The organism is Sphingomonas sp. MJ1 (PH-R8), assembly GCF_048058635.1.
Lineage (GTDB): Bacteria > Pseudomonadota > Alphaproteobacteria > Sphingomonadales > Sphingomonadaceae > Sphingomonas.
In genome coordinates, this window is sequence record NZ_JBBEFX010000013.1 from 1 (window position 1) to 18304 (window position 18304).

16 protein-coding genes are annotated in these 18304 nt (G+C 69.2%); 6 read left to right on the top strand and 10 right to left on the bottom strand.

The features are described from left to right. Positions 1-479, top strand: a 479-nt coding sequence (locus VPH46_RS11705; protein ID WP_416611404.1) for a hypothetical protein, incomplete at its 5' end; no start/stop codon positions are given. A 666-nt stretch (positions 480-1145) separates the two neighbouring features. Continuing rightward, positions 1146-1532 carry a hypothetical protein gene (locus VPH46_RS11710; protein ID WP_416611406.1) on the top strand — a complete coding sequence of 129 codons (387 nt, stop codon included), beginning with the start codon at positions 1146-1148 and terminating at the stop codon, positions 1530-1532. A gap of 91 nt (positions 1533-1623) precedes the next feature. Here VPH46_RS11710 and VPH46_RS11715 read toward each other — a convergent pair whose 3' ends face one another. Beyond that, positions 1624-2559 (bottom strand): threonine ammonia-lyase, encoded by a 936-nt coding sequence (locus VPH46_RS11715; RefSeq protein ID WP_416611540.1) that lies wholly within the window; start codon positions 2557-2559, stop codon positions 1624-1626. Between the two features lie 177 nt (positions 2560-2736). Here VPH46_RS11715 and VPH46_RS11720 point away from each other — a divergent pair, with 177 nt between their 5' ends. The 4 genes from VPH46_RS11720 (at position 2737) to VPH46_RS11735 (ending at position 6608) form a co-directional block, all read left to right on the top strand. Continuing rightward, positions 2737-3966, top strand: coding sequence for a type III PLP-dependent enzyme (locus tag VPH46_RS11720; protein WP_125960379.1), 1230 nt, complete (start codon positions 2737-2739; stop codon positions 3964-3966). A 109-nt stretch (positions 3967-4075) separates the two neighbouring features. Beyond that, complete coding sequence (locus tag VPH46_RS11725) at positions 4076-5134, top strand: 1,9-bis(guanidino)-5-aza-nonane synthase (RefSeq protein WP_132881861.1); 1059 nt, start codon at positions 4076-4078, stop codon at positions 5132-5134. 104 nt (positions 5135-5238) lie between these two features. Continuing rightward, complete coding sequence (locus VPH46_RS11730; protein ID WP_416611409.1) at positions 5239-6222, top strand: alpha/beta hydrolase; 984 nt, start codon at positions 5239-5241, stop codon at positions 6220-6222. A gap of 116 nt (positions 6223-6338) precedes the next feature. After that, complete coding sequence (locus VPH46_RS11735) at positions 6339-6608, top strand: PEP-CTERM sorting domain-containing protein (protein WP_416611411.1); 270 nt, start codon at positions 6339-6341, stop codon at positions 6606-6608. Positions 6609-6638: 30 nt separating this feature from the next. On the opposite strand, the gene VPH46_RS11740 is transcribed toward VPH46_RS11735, so the two are convergent. From VPH46_RS11740 to VPH46_RS11780, 9 genes are read right to left on the bottom strand one after another with little or no spacing between them, the layout of a single operon-like run. Further along, positions 6639-8525, bottom strand: a complete 1887-nt coding sequence (locus tag VPH46_RS11740; protein ID WP_416611413.1) for an XrtA/PEP-CTERM system amidotransferase — start codon at positions 8523-8525, stop codon at positions 6639-6641. Continuing rightward, positions 8525-10054 carry an exosortase A gene (gene xrtA, locus VPH46_RS11745; RefSeq protein ID WP_416611414.1) on the bottom strand — a complete coding sequence of 510 codons (1530 nt, stop codon included), beginning with the start codon at positions 10052-10054 and terminating at the stop codon, positions 8525-8527. Before xrtA ends, VPH46_RS11740 begins: the two co-directional genes overlap by 1 nt. Continuing rightward, positions 10051-11235 carry a TIGR03087 family PEP-CTERM/XrtA system glycosyltransferase gene (locus tag VPH46_RS11750; protein WP_416611416.1) on the bottom strand — a complete coding sequence of 395 codons (1185 nt, stop codon included), beginning with the start codon at positions 11233-11235 and terminating at the stop codon, positions 10051-10053. The genes xrtA and VPH46_RS11750 overlap by 4 nt, the downstream gene beginning before the upstream one ends. Beyond that, positions 11235-12305: a FemAB family XrtA/PEP-CTERM system-associated protein gene (locus VPH46_RS11755; protein WP_416611418.1), complete on the bottom strand. Its 1071-nt coding sequence runs from the start codon at positions 12303-12305 to the stop codon at positions 11235-11237. Before VPH46_RS11755 ends, VPH46_RS11750 begins: the two co-directional genes overlap by 1 nt. Next, entirely contained in the window at positions 12302-13141 is an 840-nt protein-coding gene (locus VPH46_RS11760) for an XrtA system polysaccharide deacetylase (RefSeq protein ID WP_416611420.1), read from the bottom strand. The genes VPH46_RS11755 and VPH46_RS11760 overlap by 4 nt, the downstream gene beginning before the upstream one ends. 10 nt (positions 13142-13151) lie before the next feature. Then, complete coding sequence (locus tag VPH46_RS11765) at positions 13152-14237, bottom strand: AAA family ATPase (protein WP_416611422.1); 1086 nt, start codon at positions 14235-14237, stop codon at positions 13152-13154. A gap of 13 nt (positions 14238-14250) precedes the next feature. After that, positions 14251-15870 (bottom strand): hypothetical protein, encoded by a 1620-nt coding sequence (locus VPH46_RS11770; protein WP_416611424.1) that lies wholly within the window; start codon positions 15868-15870, stop codon positions 14251-14253. After that, positions 15867-16769 carry an AAA family ATPase gene (locus VPH46_RS11775; protein ID WP_416611426.1) on the bottom strand — a complete coding sequence of 301 codons (903 nt, stop codon included), beginning with the start codon at positions 16767-16769 and terminating at the stop codon, positions 15867-15869. The genes VPH46_RS11770 and VPH46_RS11775 overlap by 4 nt, the downstream gene beginning before the upstream one ends. Then, a complete protein-coding gene (locus tag VPH46_RS11780; RefSeq protein WP_416611428.1) occupies positions 16766-18295 on the bottom strand; it encodes an XrtA system polysaccharide chain length determinant in 1530 nt (509 codons plus the stop codon). The genes VPH46_RS11775 and VPH46_RS11780 overlap by 4 nt, the downstream gene beginning before the upstream one ends. Positions 18296-18304 lie beyond the last annotated feature (9 nt).

Below are 18304 nucleotides of genomic sequence, written 5' to 3' on the forward strand. Positions count from 1 at the left end.
GTCGTGGACTCATCGAGTCGACCGTCTGGAAACGCCCACTTGCGGATATTTGTGCCCTGCGACGCCTCGCTTCAGTACAGACGTTCCGCGTTGCACAAGGAGGTACCGGCGCTAAGGCGCAAAATTGGCTCGCCGACGCCACCACGCCGATTGGACGACGCACCCAGCAAAGTGGGCGCCTGATGCAACGTTCGACCAGTTCTTCGTTGAAGATGATGTTCTACAGCATCGTATGCGCGACCGGGGCCTGGTCCCCGGCGTTGCCGATGCCTTGGCGGTTCATCTGGGTCGCCACCTCATGCATCTCGTTAGTGCTACTGATCCGCTCCATCCGACGACGCCCATGTCACCACGGGTTTATCAACCAGCGCGGGGCGGTCTTCTACCCATGGGTGATAGATCCCTGCCCGAAATGCGGTTTGAGTATCGACGAACAGGCCGCGACAAGTCGTGACGACTTCGACGGGAACAACCGCTAACGCCCAGTTGCAGACGTTCCGCCACATCCGCATACTTCTCGGATGCGGTCAGTGATCCTCTGCTTTGTGGCCATGCTGGTCGCCGGTTGCGAGTCAGACAGAATGACAGCGCAGGTCAGCAGGGTTGAGGTTCAGGCTCCTGGCCTGACCGTGACGTTAGACGCAAAGGGCAGTGACGAGCCTGTCGCCAACATCGCGACCGAAGGCCAAAGCCAAAATCTTTTGAGTTCAGTCCTGTAGCCTACGCACGGTTTCTGAAACGTCTCGAAATGTTCAAGTCCGCTTCTGGCCCGACGGATGGAACGTCTAAGCGGTTCTTATCTGAAACTTGCCCGGCAGATGCTCCGTACGTCACCGACGCGGGCATGATCTCGATCCGCTGGATCGGAGTCGGCCTTGATCGTATCTACGTTGCCGATCTCGGATGTGATCCACGGAAGAATGCAGCCCGAAACCGCAGACTACGCGCAGTTGTGAACGGCCTGCCGATCCCCCGCGATCCGAACGCGGTTTAGCCCGCTACCGTCTTCTTTCGTCTGTTGCGCAGAGCGACCACTCCGCTTTGCACCACTCCTCGCAGTTCGCCGCGGCGAAACCGGACCCCAAAAGCGGACTGGCGGCAAACGCCCCATTGCGGACCTCGCTCGGCTTCGCTCTTATGCCGTAATGACCAAGCTTTTTTACGGTAGCTACGTAATCTGCGCGTCGCTGGCGCTTCTTCAGCTGATCATCTACGGCTTAGCATATTTAAGCGGAGAAATAGCAATCTACGACAATATCGTAAATTTTATCTGTGGCTTTTCCAGCTTTGTCTTGCTCGCAAGCGTCTTGTCTTGGCAGCCGATAAGGATAATTACGACTCTAACATTCACAGTTTCCACAGTAAACATGTATGTTTGGGAAATGAGCGTTCATCCAATCGATCTTACGAGAATGTCTTTCTCTAATGTTCTTATTAACGGGTTACTCTTCCTGATCTTCATCATTGTGCCAATTGTGGGATTCGTGAGCGGCGCGTCTCTTTTGAGGCAGCATGTCGGACACAATGAATAGGATTGCGCGGCGAACATCGGCGCGTCCGCTCCCCACCCATAATCGGTCGTTCAGTGCTCGACCTAGAAGCGGTCGTGGATGGGTTCACGCCCTAGTCTCCTTCCGCCAGCACCGCCGCATAGGCGTGCGGGTCGACGTTCCCGCCCGACAGCAGCACCAGCATGCCGTCCGCCGGTGTCACCTTGCCGGCGAGCAGCGCCGCAAGCCCAACCGCGCCGCCGGGCTCCACCACCAGGCGGAGCTGGCGCGCGGCCCAGCGCTGGGCGTGGCGGATCTCGGCCTCGCTGACGGCGACGCCGGTCGCGCCCCGGCGTGCGATCACCTCGAAGGTGAGCGGCGACACCCGCTGCGTCTGGAGCGCGTCGCACGCGGTGTCCGGCGCGTCCGGCGCGACCGGTTCGATCCAGCCGGCCTCCAGCGACGCCCGCATGTCGTCCCAGCCATCCGGCTCGACCACCGTCAGCTCGGCGTCCGGCAGGGCAAGCGCGAGGCCGGCGGCCAGGCCGCCGCCGCCACAGGGCGTCACGACGTGGCGCACGGATCCCAGGGCCTGTGCGTCCATCTGCTGCGCGGCCTCGATGCCGGCGCTCCCCTGCCCCTCGATCACCCAGGGATCGTCGAAGCTCGGCACCAGCGTCGCGCCGCGCGCGGCGGCGAGTTCGCCCGCGATCCGCTCGCGGCTTTCGGTGCGGCGGTCGTAGCGCACCACCTCGGCGCCGAGTGCCAGCGTCGCCTCTCGCTTCACCTCCGGCGCGTCGGCCGGCATGACGATCGTGGCCGGCATCCGCAGCCGCCGCGCCGCCCAGGCCACGCCCTGCGCGTGATTCCCCGACGAGAAGGCGACGACGCCCCGCGCGCGGGCCGCTTCGTCGAGCGCGGTCAGGCGATGCCAGGCGCCACGGACCTTGAACGCACCGATCGGCTGGAGCGATTCGGCCTTGAACGCGACCCGTTGCCCGCGGATTTCGGCCACGAAAAGCGGTGTCGGGGGAAGGATTTGGGCAATCTTTGCAGCCGCGTCCCGCACTCCGGCGCGTGTGGGCTGTCGCACGACCGTCACATTTCGTCTCCGCAGCGGCCGTGATGCGAGTCAGGCGCTTTACACGCCGGTTCACCGACCCTATGTGCGCCATCCGCTGCCCCATGGGACTTCCAACCGCAAGGCAGCTCTTGTGTCGAACTACCCCGTTGGAGGTCCCTTGAATTGGCCGAACACCATAGCGCGCTGGGGCTAGCAATCGCCCACTCTGACGTCGTCCGCGGCGTCGACATCGCCCAGCGTGCCCCGGTCCAGCCGGTAACGCTCGTCCGTCCGCACGCCGCGCGTCGGGCCGCCCGATTCTTCGTCGAGAAGTTTCCGGGCCGGTCGATGTATGCGGTGAAGGCGAACCCGTCGCCGGATCTGCTGCAGATCCTGTGGGACAGCGGCATCACGCATTTCGACGTCGCCTCGATCGCCGAGGTGCGGCTCGTCTCGCGCACGCTTCCGGACGCGACCCTGTGCTTCATGCACCCGGTCAAGGCCGAGGAAGCGATCGCCGAGGCGTATTTCACCCACGGCGTGCGCGTCTTCTCGCTCGACACGACCGAGGAGCTGGAGAAGATCGTCCGTGCGACCCGCGGCGCCGAGGACCTGACGCTGTGCGTCCGGCTGCGCGTGTCGTCGGATCACTCGAAGCTGAGCCTCGCGTCGAAGTTCGGCGCGGCCCCGCACGAGGCGAAGGAACTGCTGTTCGCGGCACGCCAGGCGGCCGATGCGCTCGGCATCTGCTTCCACGTCGGCAGCCAGGCGATGAGCCCGGAAGCCTATGCCAATGCGATGGAGCGCGTGCGCGCCGCCATCGTCGAGGCAGCCGTGACGGTGGACGTGATCGACGTGGGCGGCGGTTTCCCGTCGACCTACCCGGGCATGGAGCCGCCGCCGCTGGAGCGCTATTTCGAGACGATCCACCGCGCGTTCGAAAGCCTGCCGGTGTCCTATTCGGCCGAGCTGTGGGCCGAGCCGGGCCGCGCGCTGTGCGCCGAGTACAGCTCGCTGGTGGTGCGCGTGGAGAAGCGCCGCGGGGCCGAGCTCTACATCAACGACGGTGCCTATGGCGCGTTGTTCGATGCGGCGCACATCGGCTGGCGCTTTCCGGTGCAGCTGCTGCGCGAGCCGGAGTCGGACGCCAAGGACGTGGGCTTCAGCTTCTACGGGCCGACCTGCGACGACATGGATCACATGGCGGGTCCGTTCGAGCTGCCGGCGGACATCCGGGCGGGCGACTATGTCGAGATCGGCATGCTCGGCGCCTATGGCTGTGCGATGCGGACGGCGTTCAACGGCTTCGGTTCGGAAGAGACGGTGATCGTCACCGACGAGCCGATGGCCTCGCTCTACGTCGCGCTGGAAGCGGCCGAACGCGCGAAGCGCTCGAACGTCATCAAGCTTTAACGGCCGCAAGGCCTACCTATATGGGCGGCGGGCGCTGACGGCCTCCGCCGCCCTTGACGGGTTTCGTGCGTCCCCTTGAACGACGCCGGTCCTGACTATTGGGAACATCATGACCGACACCAAGATCAACGACAAGCGCAAGGCTGAGCTGCTCTCGTCCGTCGTCGAGCACATCGACATCAAGAGCTTCGACGCGCGTCCGATCATCGATTCGATGCAGAAGATGAGCTTCACCAGCCGCGACCTGGCGCGCGCGACCGGCATCTACAACCAGATGCTGGAAGACCCGAACTGCTCGATCTTCCTGGTGATCGCGGGCTCGACCTCGGCCGCCGGCTGCATGGACCTCTATGCCGAGCTGGTGCGCAACAACATGGTGGACGGCATCGTCGCCACCGGCGCCACCATCGTCGACATGGATTTCTTCGAGGGCCTCGGCCACAAGCACTATCAGGCGCTGGAGATCCCCGACGACGACACGCTGCGCTCGCTCTACATCGACCGCATCTACGACACCTACATCGACGAGGAAGACCTCCAGAACGTCGACCACACGATCTTCGAGATCGCCGAGACGCTGGAGCCCCGCGCCTACAGCTCGCGCGCGTTCATCCGCGAGATGGGCAAGTATCTCGTCGAGCACGGCAAGAAGGAGAACAGCCTCGTCAAGCTCGCCTACGAGCATGACGTGCCGATCTTCTGCCCGGCGTTCACCGATAGCTCGGCGGGCTTCGGTCTCGTGAAGCACCAGGTCGACGCGATGAAGGCGGGCAAGCCCTACCTCACCATCGACTCGATCGCGGACTTCCGCGAGCTGACCGACATCAAGATCGCAGCCGGCACCACCGGCCTGCTGATGATCGGCGGCGGCGTGCCGAAGAACTTCATCCAGGACACGGTCGTCTGCGCCGAGATCCTGGGCCATGACGACGTCGAAGTGCACAAGTACGCGGTGCAGATCACCGTCGCCGACGTGCGCGACGGCGCCTGCTCGTCCTCGACCCTCCAGGAGGCGGCGAGCTGGGGCAAGGTCAACACCGGCATCGAACAGATGGTGTTCGCGGAAGCGGGCTCGGTCATGCCGCTGCTGGCGTCCGACGCCTATCACCGTGGCCACTGGAAGAACCGTGCGAAGCGCGGCTGGGCCAAGCTGTTCGGCGGCAAGTAAGCCTGTCCGACTGGAAGGAACGAACCCGCCCGGGCATGTCTCGGGCGGGTTTTTCTTTGGGCCTCGTCGCGGTACCTGTCGTTCCAAAGACAGGGAGAGGCACCATGACGATCGACCGCCGCACGCTGCTCGGCACCGCACTCGCGCTGCCGGTCGCCGCCGCCGCCAGCCAGGGCGCGCAGGCACAGACCCGCACGGGCATGACGCCGTGGCCGCCGGCGGAGCATTTCCGGCTGTGGCCGGGGAAGGCACCCGGGGCGCCGGCCAAGCTCCCCACCCCCAGGCCCGAGATGAGCGGCAACCCGGCGCAACCGGAACTGTGGATGCGGGGCACCGCCGATTCGATCGTCGCGGTGTACCGTCCCGAGCGCCCGGATGGCCGGGCGGTGCTGTCGATCCCGGGCGGCGGCTATGGCTTCGTCTCACTGGAGAACGAAGGGATCGACGTCGCCAGCGTGCTCAACCCGCTGGGGATCACCGTGTTCGTGCTGAGCTATCGCCTGCCGGGGGACGGCTGGGCGAACCGCGCGGACGTGCCGCTGCAGGACGCGCAGCGCGCGATGCGGCTGATCCGCGCCAATGCCGGGCGCTATGGCATCGACCCCGCCAAGCTCGGCGTGCTCGGCTTTTCGGCGGGCGGGCACCTGGCCGCATCGCTGACCGTGGGCCATGACGACCGGATCTACACGCCGGTGGATGCGGCCGACCGCCAGTCCGCTCGCCCGGCCTACTCCGGCCTCGTCTATCCCGTGACCAGCCTCTCCAGGCCGGGGACTCACAGCGGCTCGGCGAGCAACCTGCTCGGGCCGAACCCCGACGAGGCGACCCGCCGCCGCTACGACACGCCGCCGCGCATCACGGGCGCGACCCCGCCCCTGTTCCTGGTCCACGCCATCGACGACCCGCTGGTGCCGCTGGAGCAGAGCCTGGACGTGCTCGCCGCCGCCCGCGCCGCCAAGGTGCCGGTGGAGGTGCATTTCTTTGAAAAGGGCGGGCACGGCTTCGGCGCGAAGCACTTGCCGGAAACAGCGCCCGGGCGCGGCTGGCTCCGATTGTTCGACCTTTGGATGCAGCCACACCTCAGCTGAAGTGTGCGTGGGTCTGGGTCCCACGCTGGCACAGCCGCACCGTCCGCAGCGTAAACCGTTCGTTTACTCGATTTCTCCGTCGCTGGTATTCCGCCGGAAACGACAAGGGAATCGAGATGAAGCGTTCGACCATGATCTGCGTGGCGCTGATCGCTACCGCAAGCACCCCGGCATCGGCCACCGGTTGGTGGTGGTGGGGTGGTTCCAGCGGCGGCCACACGGGTTCCAGCGGCGGCAACACCGGCTCGACCGGTGGCCACAGCTCCACCGGCGGCACTGGCTCGTCGGGCGGCACGCCGGCACCGGTGCCGGAGCCGGCCACCATGCTGCTGCTGGGCGGCGGCGCGGCAGCACTCGCCTTCGCCCGTAAGCGCCGCGCGAAGTAAGCGGTGGGGCGGCTGCGGCCGCCCTGCCCCTCAGCCGAACAGGCGGCGCATCGATCGGTCGAGCATGACGAGCTGCCACAGGGTGCGGCCATGCTCCGCCCGGCCGGCGCGATGATCGGCGGCGAGCCGCTCGACCGCGGCCGGCTCGAACCAGTTCGCCAGCACCGGTGAGCGCGCAAGCGTCGCCGCCTCGGCCGCGAGCGCGTCGCGGAACCAGGCGCTGACCGGGGTCACGAACCCCATCTTGGGCCGATAGAGGATCTCCTTCGGCAACCAGGGTTCGAGCGCCTTCTTCATCAGCCACTTGCCCTGCCCGCCGCGCAGCCGAAGCGCCGGCGGCAGCGTGGCCGCGAACGCCACCAGCCGATGATCGAGCAGCGGCTCGCGCGCCTCCAGGCTTACCGCCATGCTGGTGCGATCGACCTTGGTGAGGATGTCGCCCGGCAGCCAGTGCTGGATGTCGGCATATTGGGCGGCGTCCAGCGCGTCGCGCGCCGGGGCTCCGCGCATCGTCGCGACATAGCGCTGCTCGCCGCGATAGCCGCCGAGCGCGTTGCGGGTCGCCCCCGTGTAGAGCCGGTCCCGCGTTGACGGTGTGGTGACCCCGACCGCCCGCGCGTAGGCGCTCGCACCATCGTCGGCGAGCGCCAGCAGCGTCGTCTTGGCGCGCAGCGGCCGGGGCGCCCAATCGGCCTTGGGGTAGGCCGCGCCGAGGCCACCGAAGAGGCGCGAACGCCACTGCGCCGGAAGCATCCCGCGCACCCGCTCCTCAGCCGCGTGGAAGCGATAGCGGCGGTAGCCGGCGAACGCCTCGTCCGCGCCGTCGCCGGACAGCGCCACCGCGACCGTCTCCCGCGCCAGTGCGCAGACCTGGTAGGTGGCGAGCGCCGAAGCGTCGGCGAAGGGCTCGTCGAACGCATCGACCAGCGTGTCGATCAGGCCGAAGTCGTCCGAGGCGACGGCGCGGGTGCGGTGCTCGGTGGCGAAGCGGCGCGCGACCAGATCGGCATGGGCCCGCTCGTCGTGATCGGCCTCCTCGAAGCCGATGGTGCAGGTCTTGACCGGCTGGCGGCTGGCCTCCGCCATCAGCGCCACCACTGCCGGACTGTCGACGCCGCCGGAGAGGAAGGCGCCGAGCGGCACGTCGGCGACCATGCGGGAGCGCACGGCCTCGCGCAGGTGGTGCACCAGCTCCGCCGTCAGGTCGCGGGTCGAGCCCTTGGCGCGCTGCGAGAAATCCACGTCCCACCAGCGCACCGGCTCCGGCACCGGCCGGCCGCGCTCCAGCAGCAGGAAATGGCCGGCGGGCAGCTTGCGCACGCCCGCGACGATGCTCGCGTCGTCGGGAACATAGCCGAGCGCCATGTAATCCTCGATCGCGCCCAGATCGGGCGCGCGACGGACCAGCGGATGGGCGAGCAGCCCCTTGAGTTCGGACGCGAAGGCGACCGCGCCGTCCGACAGCTCTACATAGTGGAGCGGCTTCACACCCAGCCGGTCGCGGGCCAGGAACAGGCTGCGCGCCTCCGCATCGTAGAGCGCGAAGGCGAACATGCCGTTCAGCCGCGACAACAGCCCCGGCCCCCAGGCGCGCCAGCCGTGGAGCAGGACCTCGGTATCGCCATCGGTGGTGAAGTGGGCGCCAAGATCCATGAGTTCGGCGCGCACCTCGCGGTAGTTGTAGATCTCGCCATTGAAGACGACGACGTGGCTTTTGCCGGGCGTCGCCATCGGCTGCGGGCTGCCCGCCACGTCGATGATGGAAAGGCGCCGGTGGCCAAGCCCTACGCCCGGTGCCGTCCAGATGCCCGACCCGTCCGGCCCGCGATGCGCGAGCGCGTTGGTCATGGCCGTGATCCGCGCGGGCTCGATCGGCTTGGGAAGCGCGGGATAATAGAGGCCGGCGATCCCGCACATCAGCGCGCACTCCCCGCGACGGAGGCGGCCAGCCGGTCGATCGGCCCTGCTGCGGCAACGAAGTCTTCGGCCGCCGCGCGTGCCGCCGGGCCGCCGCCATGCGCCGACACCAGCACGGCGACGGCAAGCGGCGAGCCGCCGAGCAGCTTCCCCTTGAGCGTCTCCAGCTTGACGCGGCGGGGGCTGCCGGTGGTGACGTCGCCCAGCCGGTACCAGGTGAAGGTCTGGCGCTCGACCGGGCCCGGCGCGGTCATGCGCACGCCGCTGCTGCCGGCGAGCGGCGGCAGGTCCTCGACCCGCACCCAGCGATCGTTCTCGCGGATGGCGCCCTGGCCGAAGCCGACCAGTTCCTTGCCCTCTCGCTGGCCCGCATAGACCGCCACCGCCAGGTCCACCCTGCGTCCCCGTGCGTCGACATAGCGGCCGAGCAGCAGGCGATCGGCTCCCGGATAATTGGGCGCCCAAGCCGGTCCGTCGGCGGCTGCCACCTGGCGCCAGCCGGGCACCGCCGGCAAGACCGAGCGTGCGGGCAACGGCGCCGTCCTGCCCTCGCTGGCCCAGCCCCAGCCGGCGAACAGCAGCGCGATCGCGAGCACCAGCCCGGTTGCGAGCGGCAGGCGCAGCGTCCGGGTGACCGGCGCCTGCAGCGTTGCGGGATCGAACCAGGGTTCGTCGGGATCGCGATCGAACCAGCGCCAGCCGATTGCCATCACCGCCGCCATCACCAGCGCGAAGAACACCCAGCCGTAGACGATGTGGTCGAAGCCGGTGGCCGCCTCCACCGATGTCAGGTGCGCGGCATAAATGGTGCCGGCCGCACGCACGCCGTTCGCCAGCACTGGCACGACCAGCGCCATCGCCAGGAACGCCGCCCGCCGCTGCCAGCGGACATAGCAGACGTTGGCGACCAGCACGCCATAGGCGGCCATCGCGATCACGAACTTCGTGCCCGAACAGGCCTCCGCCACTTCGAAATAGCCGTTCGGGATGGTGATCAGCACGCCATCCACGACGGCGGGCACGTTGAGCAGGTGGAGCAGCCCCATGGTCTGGCGGACGGTCAGCGCCTGGAGCGGCATTTCCAGGAAGTCGCCGAACGGCACCAGGAACGCCATGTAGCCGAGCGGAAAGGCGAGCCCGCGCGCGACATTGGGGCCGAGCAGTGCCACCACCGCACCGGCGAGCATCGTCACCAGCCCGGCGTGGCGGAACAGCGCGACGGCCGCCGCATCGCCGACGAGCCAGACGAAGGCGCCGACCGCCACCGCCAGCAACCCGGGTCCCCACGCCTGGGGATGCAGCTGCGCCAGTTCCCGCCGCCGCTGCCACACGAGCCATGCGAGAATCGGCGGCACGAACAGGCAATGGCCGTAGGTGGTGGAGTTCCACCAGATGCCCAGCATGTGCGCGACGTCGCGGCGGAAGATCAGCAGCAACGCGGCCCAGGTGCCGGCGAGGCAGGCCAGCGAGGTGAGCCAGCGCGAGCCGAGGCCGGCGGCGAGCGGCGGCGAGGCGATCGTCCCGCTCATGCCGCCTGCCGCTCCAGCAGCGCATCGAGCGGTGCCAGCTGCGCGTCCCAACCATAGCGGCGCTGCACCTGCGTGCGTGCCCGGGCACCGATGTTGGACGCCTGGGCGGGGTCGGCGAGCAATGCCGAGACGGCGTTCGCGAAGTCTGCCGGCGCACGCGCCACGGAAAGGCAGCCGACGTGGTCGATCCCCTCCGCAGCTTCCGGTGAGGCGACCACCGGACGCGCCATGGCCATTGCTTCGAGCACCTTGTTCTGGACACCGCGGGCGATGCGGAGCGGCGCGACCACCACGCTTGCCGCAGCCAGCCAACCGCGCACGTCCGGCACCTCGCCGGTCACCAGCACGTCGGGCTGCTCGGCCAGGGCGCGGACCGCCGGCGTCGGCGCGCGCCCGACGATCGCGAAGCGTGCGCTTGGATGGCGTTCCCGGACTTTGGGCAGCACGGCTTCTGCGAACCAGGTGACTGCATCCACGTTGGGGCGATAGTCCATCTGGCCGGTGAAGACGATCAGGGGCGCGGTTTCGGAAACGGGCTGAACCACAGCCGGATCGTAGAAGGCCGTGTCGATGCCGTTGCCAATCGCCCGCACGCGCGGCGCACCCGTCGCCTTGCGGAACAGCGCGGCTTCGGCCTCGCTGACGAACAGGCTGGCGTCGGCGCGTGCGGCGACCTTGGCCTCGAACGCCTGGAGCAGCCGAGCCTCGCGTGCGAGCAGCCAGTGCATCGGCCCCGCCGCCTCACCGGCATATTGGGCGAACTTGGCGGAATCCATGTCGACAAAATCCATCACCACCCGCGCGTTCGTATCTGCGGGCAAATATTGCGCCATCTGGCCCGAGAAGACGTAGATCGCCTCGATCGGCTCGCGTGCCAGTACCTCTTCTACCGCCGCTCGCATTGCGGAAGCGTCGAAGGCGGTGAGCGAGAATGGGCGGCGGGTCGCCAGCGCCTCGGCAACGGCGCGCGCCCGCCCCTTGCCGCGCCACAGGATCGCGCGGCTGGCGGTCGCCTCCACGAGTTCGGGACGCGGCTCGAGATCGCGGCGGTCGTCGGCAAAGGCGCAGAGATGGACCCGGTGGCTGCGCGCGAGATGCCGGAGCACGTGCCAGCCGCGGATCTTGTCGCCGCGATCGGGCGGAAACGGCACCCGGTGCGCCAGGAACAGGATCGATCCCATCAGCCGAGCCCGCGCGCGATCCAGGGGCCGACCCGGTTGGCGACCGCGAGCGGCAGCCGCTGCCAGGCGGCGATCATCAGCCGATATTTCGGGTTGAGCGGACTGGCGTCGCGGGGCGCGGCGCCGTCGCGGGTCCAGGTCGCATACGCGAGCGGTTGGGGCGTGAAGCCCCAGTTCTTCTTGAACGCAGCCGGCCCGGTGCCGGCCTTGGACCGGCCGAAGTCGAAGGCAGTGCAACCGCGATCGCGGGCGTGCCGCATCAGGGCGAAATACATGGCGTCGTTGGCGCGCAGCGCGCGGGCAGCGCGCGTCCCGCCGCCCCAATAGGGATAGACGGTGCCGCGCCAATAGAGGCTGAGCACGCTCGCGACCGGGCTCCCCTCATGGCGCACGGTCAGGATATCGGCGCCCTCCGGCCCGAAGGCATCGAGGACTTCGCGGAACAGCCCCGGCGGGAAGACCGGCGTGCCCAGGTTGCGGACGGACTCGCCGTAGACGGCGAAATGCTCGGCCAGGTCTCGGCGACTTCGCCCGGTTGCGACCTCGAAGCCGGTGGCGAGCGCCTTACGCACCTCGGCGCGCTGCTTGCGCGGGATGGCGGCGAGTTCGGCCGCATCGTCCGCGGCGATCGGACGGACGAAGCCGAGATAGCGGCCCTCGTCCAGCGTCCAGCCGGCTCCGCGCGGCGCCGGGCCGCCGCGCAACTCGATGGTCGGGGCGCCCTGCGCGTCCGCGATCGCCAGCGCCTGCCCGATCAGGACGGCCTGCGCCGCTGCATCCTCACCGAGCGGACCGCCCGCGACGCCGAAGCCGGTCGAGACCAGCGCGGTGCCGAACAGGCGCGATCGCACGGTGGTGAGCGGCAGGATCGCCGCCAGCGTGTCGCCGCGCTCCGCCACCAGCATCGCGAAGCGCTGGCCGGTCGCCCGCGCCGTCGCCATGCCCCAGGCCGGCAGGTGAAAGGGCGTGCCCCCCGGCTGCTCGGCGACGAAGCCGGCGATGCGCGCGCGCTCGGCCGCATCGTCCAGCCGGGCGGTGCGGACGGTCACTCCCGCGACGAGTTGCGTCACGCGCGCTGCGCCTCCGCGGCCACGATCGCGTCGGCACGCCCCCAGCGGTGCCGGCGCAGCAGCCGGCGCAGCTTGCCCTCCATCGCGCCCAGGCGGGCGTAATGGCGCACGCGCGAGCGCATCGGCGCACCGGCCACCCGCGGCTGGCCGGCATCGATCTCCCACGGGTGGAAATAGAACATGGCGGGGCGTCCCTCCCCGGCATTTGCCTGCGCCACCGCGCGTTCGGTGATGGCGCCCGGCAGCAGCCGGAAGAAGCCGCCGCCCGCCGGCACCTGCCGCCCGAGCACGCGCGCGGTCGTGATCGGCCATTCGATCAGGTCGCTGCCGGCAAGCGGGCGAAAGGGATGCGGCGGTGCGTCCGGCCAGCCATAATGGTCGTGGCGGACCGGGGCGACGCTCGACGAATAGCGATGCCCCGTCTCCGCCAGCACCGCGTGCGCCCAGGGGGTGCGCGCGTCGATCGAGAAGCTGGGGGCGCGATAGCCGGTGACGGCGACGCCGCCCGCATCCTCCAGCGCGGTGCGCGCGCGCGCGACATCGGCGCGGAACTGGTCGGGGGTGAAGGTGAAGACGCGTTGGTGATCCCAGCCGTGGCTGGCGACCTCATGCCCCGCCTCGGCGATGCGGCGGATCAAGCCGGGGGCACGCTCCGCCACCCAGCCGAGCGTGAAGAAGGTCGCGGTCGTGTTCGTCTCTGCAAACAGCGCCAGCACCCGATCGGTGTTCGCCTCGACCCGGCTTTCCAGGCGCGGCCAGTCTTCGCGGGCGATCACCGTTTCAAAGGCGCCGACCTGGAACCAGTCCTCGACATCGACCGACATGGCGTTGCGCATGGGCGGCGGCTCAGGCGGCGTTGCCGCGCAGCCGGTCGATGTTGGGCCGGCGCTCCTCGCCCTCCACCCAATCGACCAGCAGCATCAGCACGCGGCGCAGGGTCTCGTCCTGATCGGCGAGGCGCGCCTCCAGCTTGGCGATGCGATCGTTGAGGGCCGCAAGCTCTGCGGTCTGCGCGCTTCCCGGCGACGGCACGGCGTGGAGCACGCCGCGCGCCGGGCGGGCGGCGTCGGGCGGTGGCGCAGCGGCGGGCACATGCTCCTCCGCCTCTTCCGAATGGCCCACATCGTCGGCCAGTTCCGCGCCGACGGCGTCGATCTCGGCCGCGTCGAAGCGCTCGATCTCCTCGACGCCGCCCATCAGGAGCACGCGGCTCATCAACAGGTTCAGCCGGCGCGGCACGCCGCCCGACCAGCGATGCAGCGCCTCGATCGCCTCGGGCGTGAAGTCCGGCCGGCCGTTCCAGCCGACCAGCGACAGGCGGTGAACGATGTAGGGCTCGACCTCATGCGCCTCCATCGGATCGAGATGGTGCATCGCGATCACGCGCTGGCGCAGCTGCTCGACGCGGCCGGAGCCCTGCAGGCGCTCGCGGAACTCGGGCTGCCCGAGCAGGAAGATCTGGAGCAGCGCGTGGCCGCCGGCCTGGAAGTTCGACAGCATCCGCAGCTCTTCGATCGCGGAGAGCGGCAGCGACTGCGCCTCGTCCACCACCAGCAGGGTCCGGCGGCCGGCGCGCGCGACCGCATGGAGGCCGCGCTCGATCGCGGACAGCAGCTGCGCTTTGGAAAGACCCGCCGGATCGGTGCCCAGGCCCGATGCGATGACCTGCAACAGGTCCTCCGGCTCCAGCTGGGTCGTCACCAGCCGGATGACGTTCAGGCGCGCGGGATCGATGGTGGAAAGGACGTGGCCCAAGAGCGTGGTCTTGCCCGCGCCCGGTTCGCCCGTGATGACGATGAAGCCCTCACCCTCGCTCAGGCCATAGGTGAGATACGCCATCGCCTTGCGATGCGTGCCCGTGTCGAACCAGAAGGCCGGGTCCGGCGTGAGCTGGAATGGCTTGCCCGAAAGGCCATAGAAGTCGTCGTACATCGTCCCGGCCTCCTCAGAAGCGGTAGCCGAAAGCGAGCAGTGCCTGGGCGATCCAGGCGCTTTCGCTCCGTTCGACATCAAAAGTGTACAGCCCGGCCGAAAAGGTCCCATAGGCCCGGCCGAAGTTGCGATAATAGGCGCCCTGGGCGCCGCCGCCCCAGCTGTCGAGCGCCCCGTCGATCCCGCTGGTGAAGTAGTTGGCATAGAGGTCGGCGGTGACCCCCGAACGCGAATCCAGCGCCCGCTGCGCGAACGCCTGCGCGTAATAGCTCTCGTCATTGCTGCGGTAGATGTCGGCACCCGGCACCTCCGGCAGGAAATAGTGGCGGTTGCTGTAGCCCGCCCCTACCCCCAGCCGCGTGTTGCCGCGGCTGACCGCATAGACGGCGTCGACCCCGCGCGCGCGATAGACGGCGGTGGAGATCGACTGGAACACCGGGGTCAGGCAGGTGCCGGGCTGCGGGACGCCGCCGGGCGTGGTGCCGCCGCTGAACACGCAGCCGCTGTAGCGGTTGCCGAACGGATCGGCGCCGCCGTTGTAGAAGCTGGTCGGCAGCGATGCGAGGCCGCTGGTCAGCTGCTGACCGAAGGTGGTGACCGTGTCGTAAACCCGGACCTGGAGACCGGCATTGGGTGCCGTCTGCCACGTCAGCGATCCCGTGTAGATCATGCTGCCGTAGCGCTGGCCGATCCGCGCCTCGAGCTGGAAGCGCGGGCTCGGGTGCCAGACGACGCCCGCGTCCCAGATCACGCCATCGACATCATAGGCCAGGCGGATCGGAGAATCGGGATCGGTCACATAGCGGCCGTTCCCGTCGACGACGGGGAAGCCCTGTGCGTCGAGCAGCGGATCGCGCTGGCCGACCTCGATCTTTTCCCATCCGATGCCGCCGACCACCGCCAGTTCGCGGCTCACCGGCATCAGCGCATCGAGGCGCAGGAACTTGCCCTCGTAGAACTGGTCGAGCTGGCTCGTGTCCTCCCGCACCAGCCCGCCCGCAAGCGTGAGGCCGACCGGCAGCAAAGTGCCCGGCCGGGTCGAAAGGCTGCCAGTCAGCTGATGGCTGGTGGAATCGTCGTAGAAGTCCAGTTCGCGACCGGTCTCGTCACGGAACAGGTCGGGCGCCTCCACCTTGGTGTAGCCGAGGCGATAGGCGGCGTTGACTGCGACCGGGCCGGCTCGCGTCGAGAGCGTCGGCCCGCCGTAGAGCGAGTAGACCTGCGTGCTGCTGCCGTCATAGCCGGCGAGATAGGCGGGCGAGCCGCCGCCGATGCCGGCGCGGGTGCGGGTCGCGAGTGCCCCCGCCTCGAGCGAGATGGTGCGGGTGAGCTGCGCGTTCGCTCGGGCGAGGCCGGAATGGACGTCGCTGTCGCGGGCGTCGTCTCCCCATCCGATGGTGCGCTGGTACTGATAGGACAGCTGCACCTGTACCCGCCGGCTCTGCACCACCGCGTCCACGCCGGCGGTCAGCTGGGTGTAGGTGAGCACATCGTCATTGGTGAGGTCCGCCGACAGCACCTGGCCGACCTCGATATAGGGCGACACCTCGACCCGGCGCCCCTGCGCCTGGGCCGGATCCGTTGTTGTCAGCACCAACAGGCCCGCACCGGCCAGCCATGCGGCTCGGTTCACGCCTCTTCCTCCGCTTCGTAATAGCTGCCGAAGCGGCGGCCGCGCGGCTGGAGAGAGACGGCGTTCAACAGCAGTTGCACCGTGTCGCAGCCATCGAGCAGCGCCACCGCCTCGCGCAGATCGCTCTCGCTGGTGCGATCCGCGCGCACCACGACCAGCACCTGGCCGACATGCTCCGCAAGCGCTGTCGCAGTGGACGCCGCGAGGACCGGCGCCGAATCGAACACCATCAAGCGGCGCGGGTTCGCCCGCTCCAGCCGCTGGAGCAGGGCATGAGCCCGGTCGCTCGCCAGCAGCTCCGTATCATTGTCGCTGCGGGCGCCGGCCGGCAGCACCGACAGGCTCGGCACGTCCGTCGGGATGATGCAGCCCTCGACGTCGATTGTCGGGTCGGCGAGCGCGTCGAGCAGTCCCGGCCCGCTGGGAATGCCGAGCGTGTCCGGCACGTCGGGCTTGGCGAAATCGGCGTCGACCAGCAGCACTTCCAGGTCGCGCTCGGCCGCGAGCGACAGCGCGAGGTTGACCGAGCAGAAGGTCTTGCCCTCGTCGGGCTGGGCCGAGCAGACGAGCACGCTGCGCGAGCGGGCGGCGTCGCCCTCGCGCGCGGCGAGCAGCAGCTGGCGCTTCACCAGGCGGAATTCCTCGGCCAACGCCGTGACGGGGCCGCCGGGGACGAGCATGCCGCGCTCCGCCAGCCGCACCCGGTCGATCGGCTCGGGTGCGCGAGCGGGAACCGAGGGGGCAGCGGGTTCGGCAGGGGTCGCCGCGGGCGCAGGTGCCGGGCCCATCGGGCGCAGGCCGGCGCCCGGCTGGAAGCCATAGCGCTCGACGGCGCGCTCGAGCAGCGAGCCGCGACGGCGCGGGGGCGGCGGAGCGCCGTTGATCGGATCTCCCCTCATGCCGCCGCGAGCTCCCGCATCAGGAACTCGACGGCGATCAGCGCGACAAAGGCCACGCCCAGCGCCGCGGTGGCTCCGGTGAACAGCTTCAGGCGCCGCTGCCGCAGCTGCTGCTGCGTCTGCGTCAGCATCTCGCCGATCGAGCCGATCACCGGCAGGCCGCTTGCCCGCTCCAGCCGCGCGGCGGTGGAGAAGCCGGACCGCAGCTTGCCGAGCGCAAAGGCGCTGGCGACGCCGCCGCCCAGCCCCACGATCAGCACGCCGAAGAGCAGCAGCGGGCGGTTGGGAGAGGCAGGCACGCTCGACTGGCTGGGCGGGTCGATCAGGCTGAACTTGACCGCATCCGTCTCGTTCTGGACCTGGCGGCGCAGGCGGACCTGCTCGCGGTCGGCGAGCAGCTGGTCGTACTGCGTCTTCATGGCCGCGATGTCCTGATCGAGCTGGGCCTGCTGGGCAGCGGCGGCCGGATCGCGGGCCATGCGGGCCTGGATGCCGGCGAGCTGTGCCTCCAGCTGCCCCTTGCGCTGCGTCAGTTCGGCCACGCGCGCGGCGCGTTCGGTGCGCATCGACTGGAGCTGGAAATAAAGCGGGTTCGTCTGGGCCGCCGATCCGCCGCTGCGCGTCACCGGCTCGTTGCGGGCCGCGGCGCGTGCGGCGGCAAGCTGGCGGTTGAGCGCGATCATGTCCGGATGCTGGTCCGTCCAGCCGCGCCCGCGGCCTTCCGCCAGCTGGCCCTCGATCGCCGCGACGCGTGCACGCGCCGGGCCGGCCGCGACGCTTCCCGCGTCGCCGGCGACCGTCGCCGCCGTGGCGGCAAGCTGGTTGTTCACGGCGGACAGGCTGGTGTTCGCCGCCGCAAGCTCGCCGTCGATCTGCGCCAGCTGCTCGCGCGCCTGGCTCATCCGCTCGTCGAGCGAGCCGGTGCCCGGCAACAAGTTCAGGAATTGCGCCTGGAAGCCCTGCCGCTTCGCCTCGACCTGGGCGATCTGCTGCTGGCGCGCGCCCAGCTGCTGGTCCAGGAAACGCAGCGACTGGCTGGTGGCGTCGCGCCCGCTCGCCAGATTATCCTCGACGAACAGGTCGATCATCTTTTGCACGACTTCCCGCGCCAGCCGGGGATCGCCCAGCGTCGCCGAGATCTCGAACAGATTGTCCTGCTGCGCGACGATGCGGATCGCCTGTTGCAGCATGGCAATGCGATCGTTGACGTCGCGGTCGTTGGCGACGGTGCTCGCCAGGCTGGTGCCGCGCACGACCTTTTCGAGGTTATAGGCGGAGGCGAGCGTCTGGCGAACGCGGTCGATGTCCTCGGCCTGCTGGTCCTGGATGCCGCCCGTCGCGGTGCTGGTGGGCAGGATGGAGCGCAGCTGGACCGACAGGCGCGCGGTGGACGTGTAGCGGTTGGGGATCTGCGACACGGCAAGCCAGCCGACCAGGCAGATCGCCCAGGCGACGCCCAGCGCCACCCAGCGACGCAGCCACACCAGGTGCGCGGCGACCCGCAGTTCGTCGAAGAGACCCTCCACCAGCCGGCC

Coding starts and splice junctions, on each gene's coding strand:
- VPH46_RS11710 (WP_416611406.1), top strand. CDS start 1,146: ATGACCAAGCTTTTTTACGGTAGCTACGTAATCTGCGCGTCGCTGGCG.
- VPH46_RS11725 (WP_132881861.1), top strand. CDS start 4,076: ATGACCGACACCAAGATCAACGACAAGCGCAAGGCTGAGCTGCTCTCG.
- VPH46_RS11730 (WP_416611409.1), top strand. CDS start 5,239: ATGACGATCGACCGCCGCACGCTGCTCGGCACCGCACTCGCGCTGCCG.
- VPH46_RS11735 (WP_416611411.1), top strand. CDS start 6,339: ATGAAGCGTTCGACCATGATCTGCGTGGCGCTGATCGCTACCGCAAGC.
- VPH46_RS11740 (WP_416611413.1), bottom strand. CDS start 8,525: ATGTGCGGGATCGCCGGCCTCTATTATCCCGCGCTTCCCAAGCCGATC.
- xrtA (WP_416611414.1), bottom strand. CDS start 10,054: ATGAGCGGGACGATCGCCTCGCCGCCGCTCGCCGCCGGCCTCGGCTCG.
- VPH46_RS11750 (WP_416611416.1), bottom strand. CDS start 11,235: ATGGGATCGATCCTGTTCCTGGCGCACCGGGTGCCGTTTCCGCCCGAT.
- VPH46_RS11760 (WP_416611420.1), bottom strand. CDS start 13,141: ATGCGCAACGCCATGTCGGTCGATGTCGAGGACTGGTTCCAGGTCGGC.
- VPH46_RS11765 (WP_416611422.1), bottom strand. CDS start 14,237: ATGTACGACGACTTCTATGGCCTTTCGGGCAAGCCATTCCAGCTCACG.
- VPH46_RS11775 (WP_416611426.1), bottom strand. CDS start 16,769: ATGAGGGGAGATCCGATCAACGGCGCTCCGCCGCCCCCGCGCCGTCGC.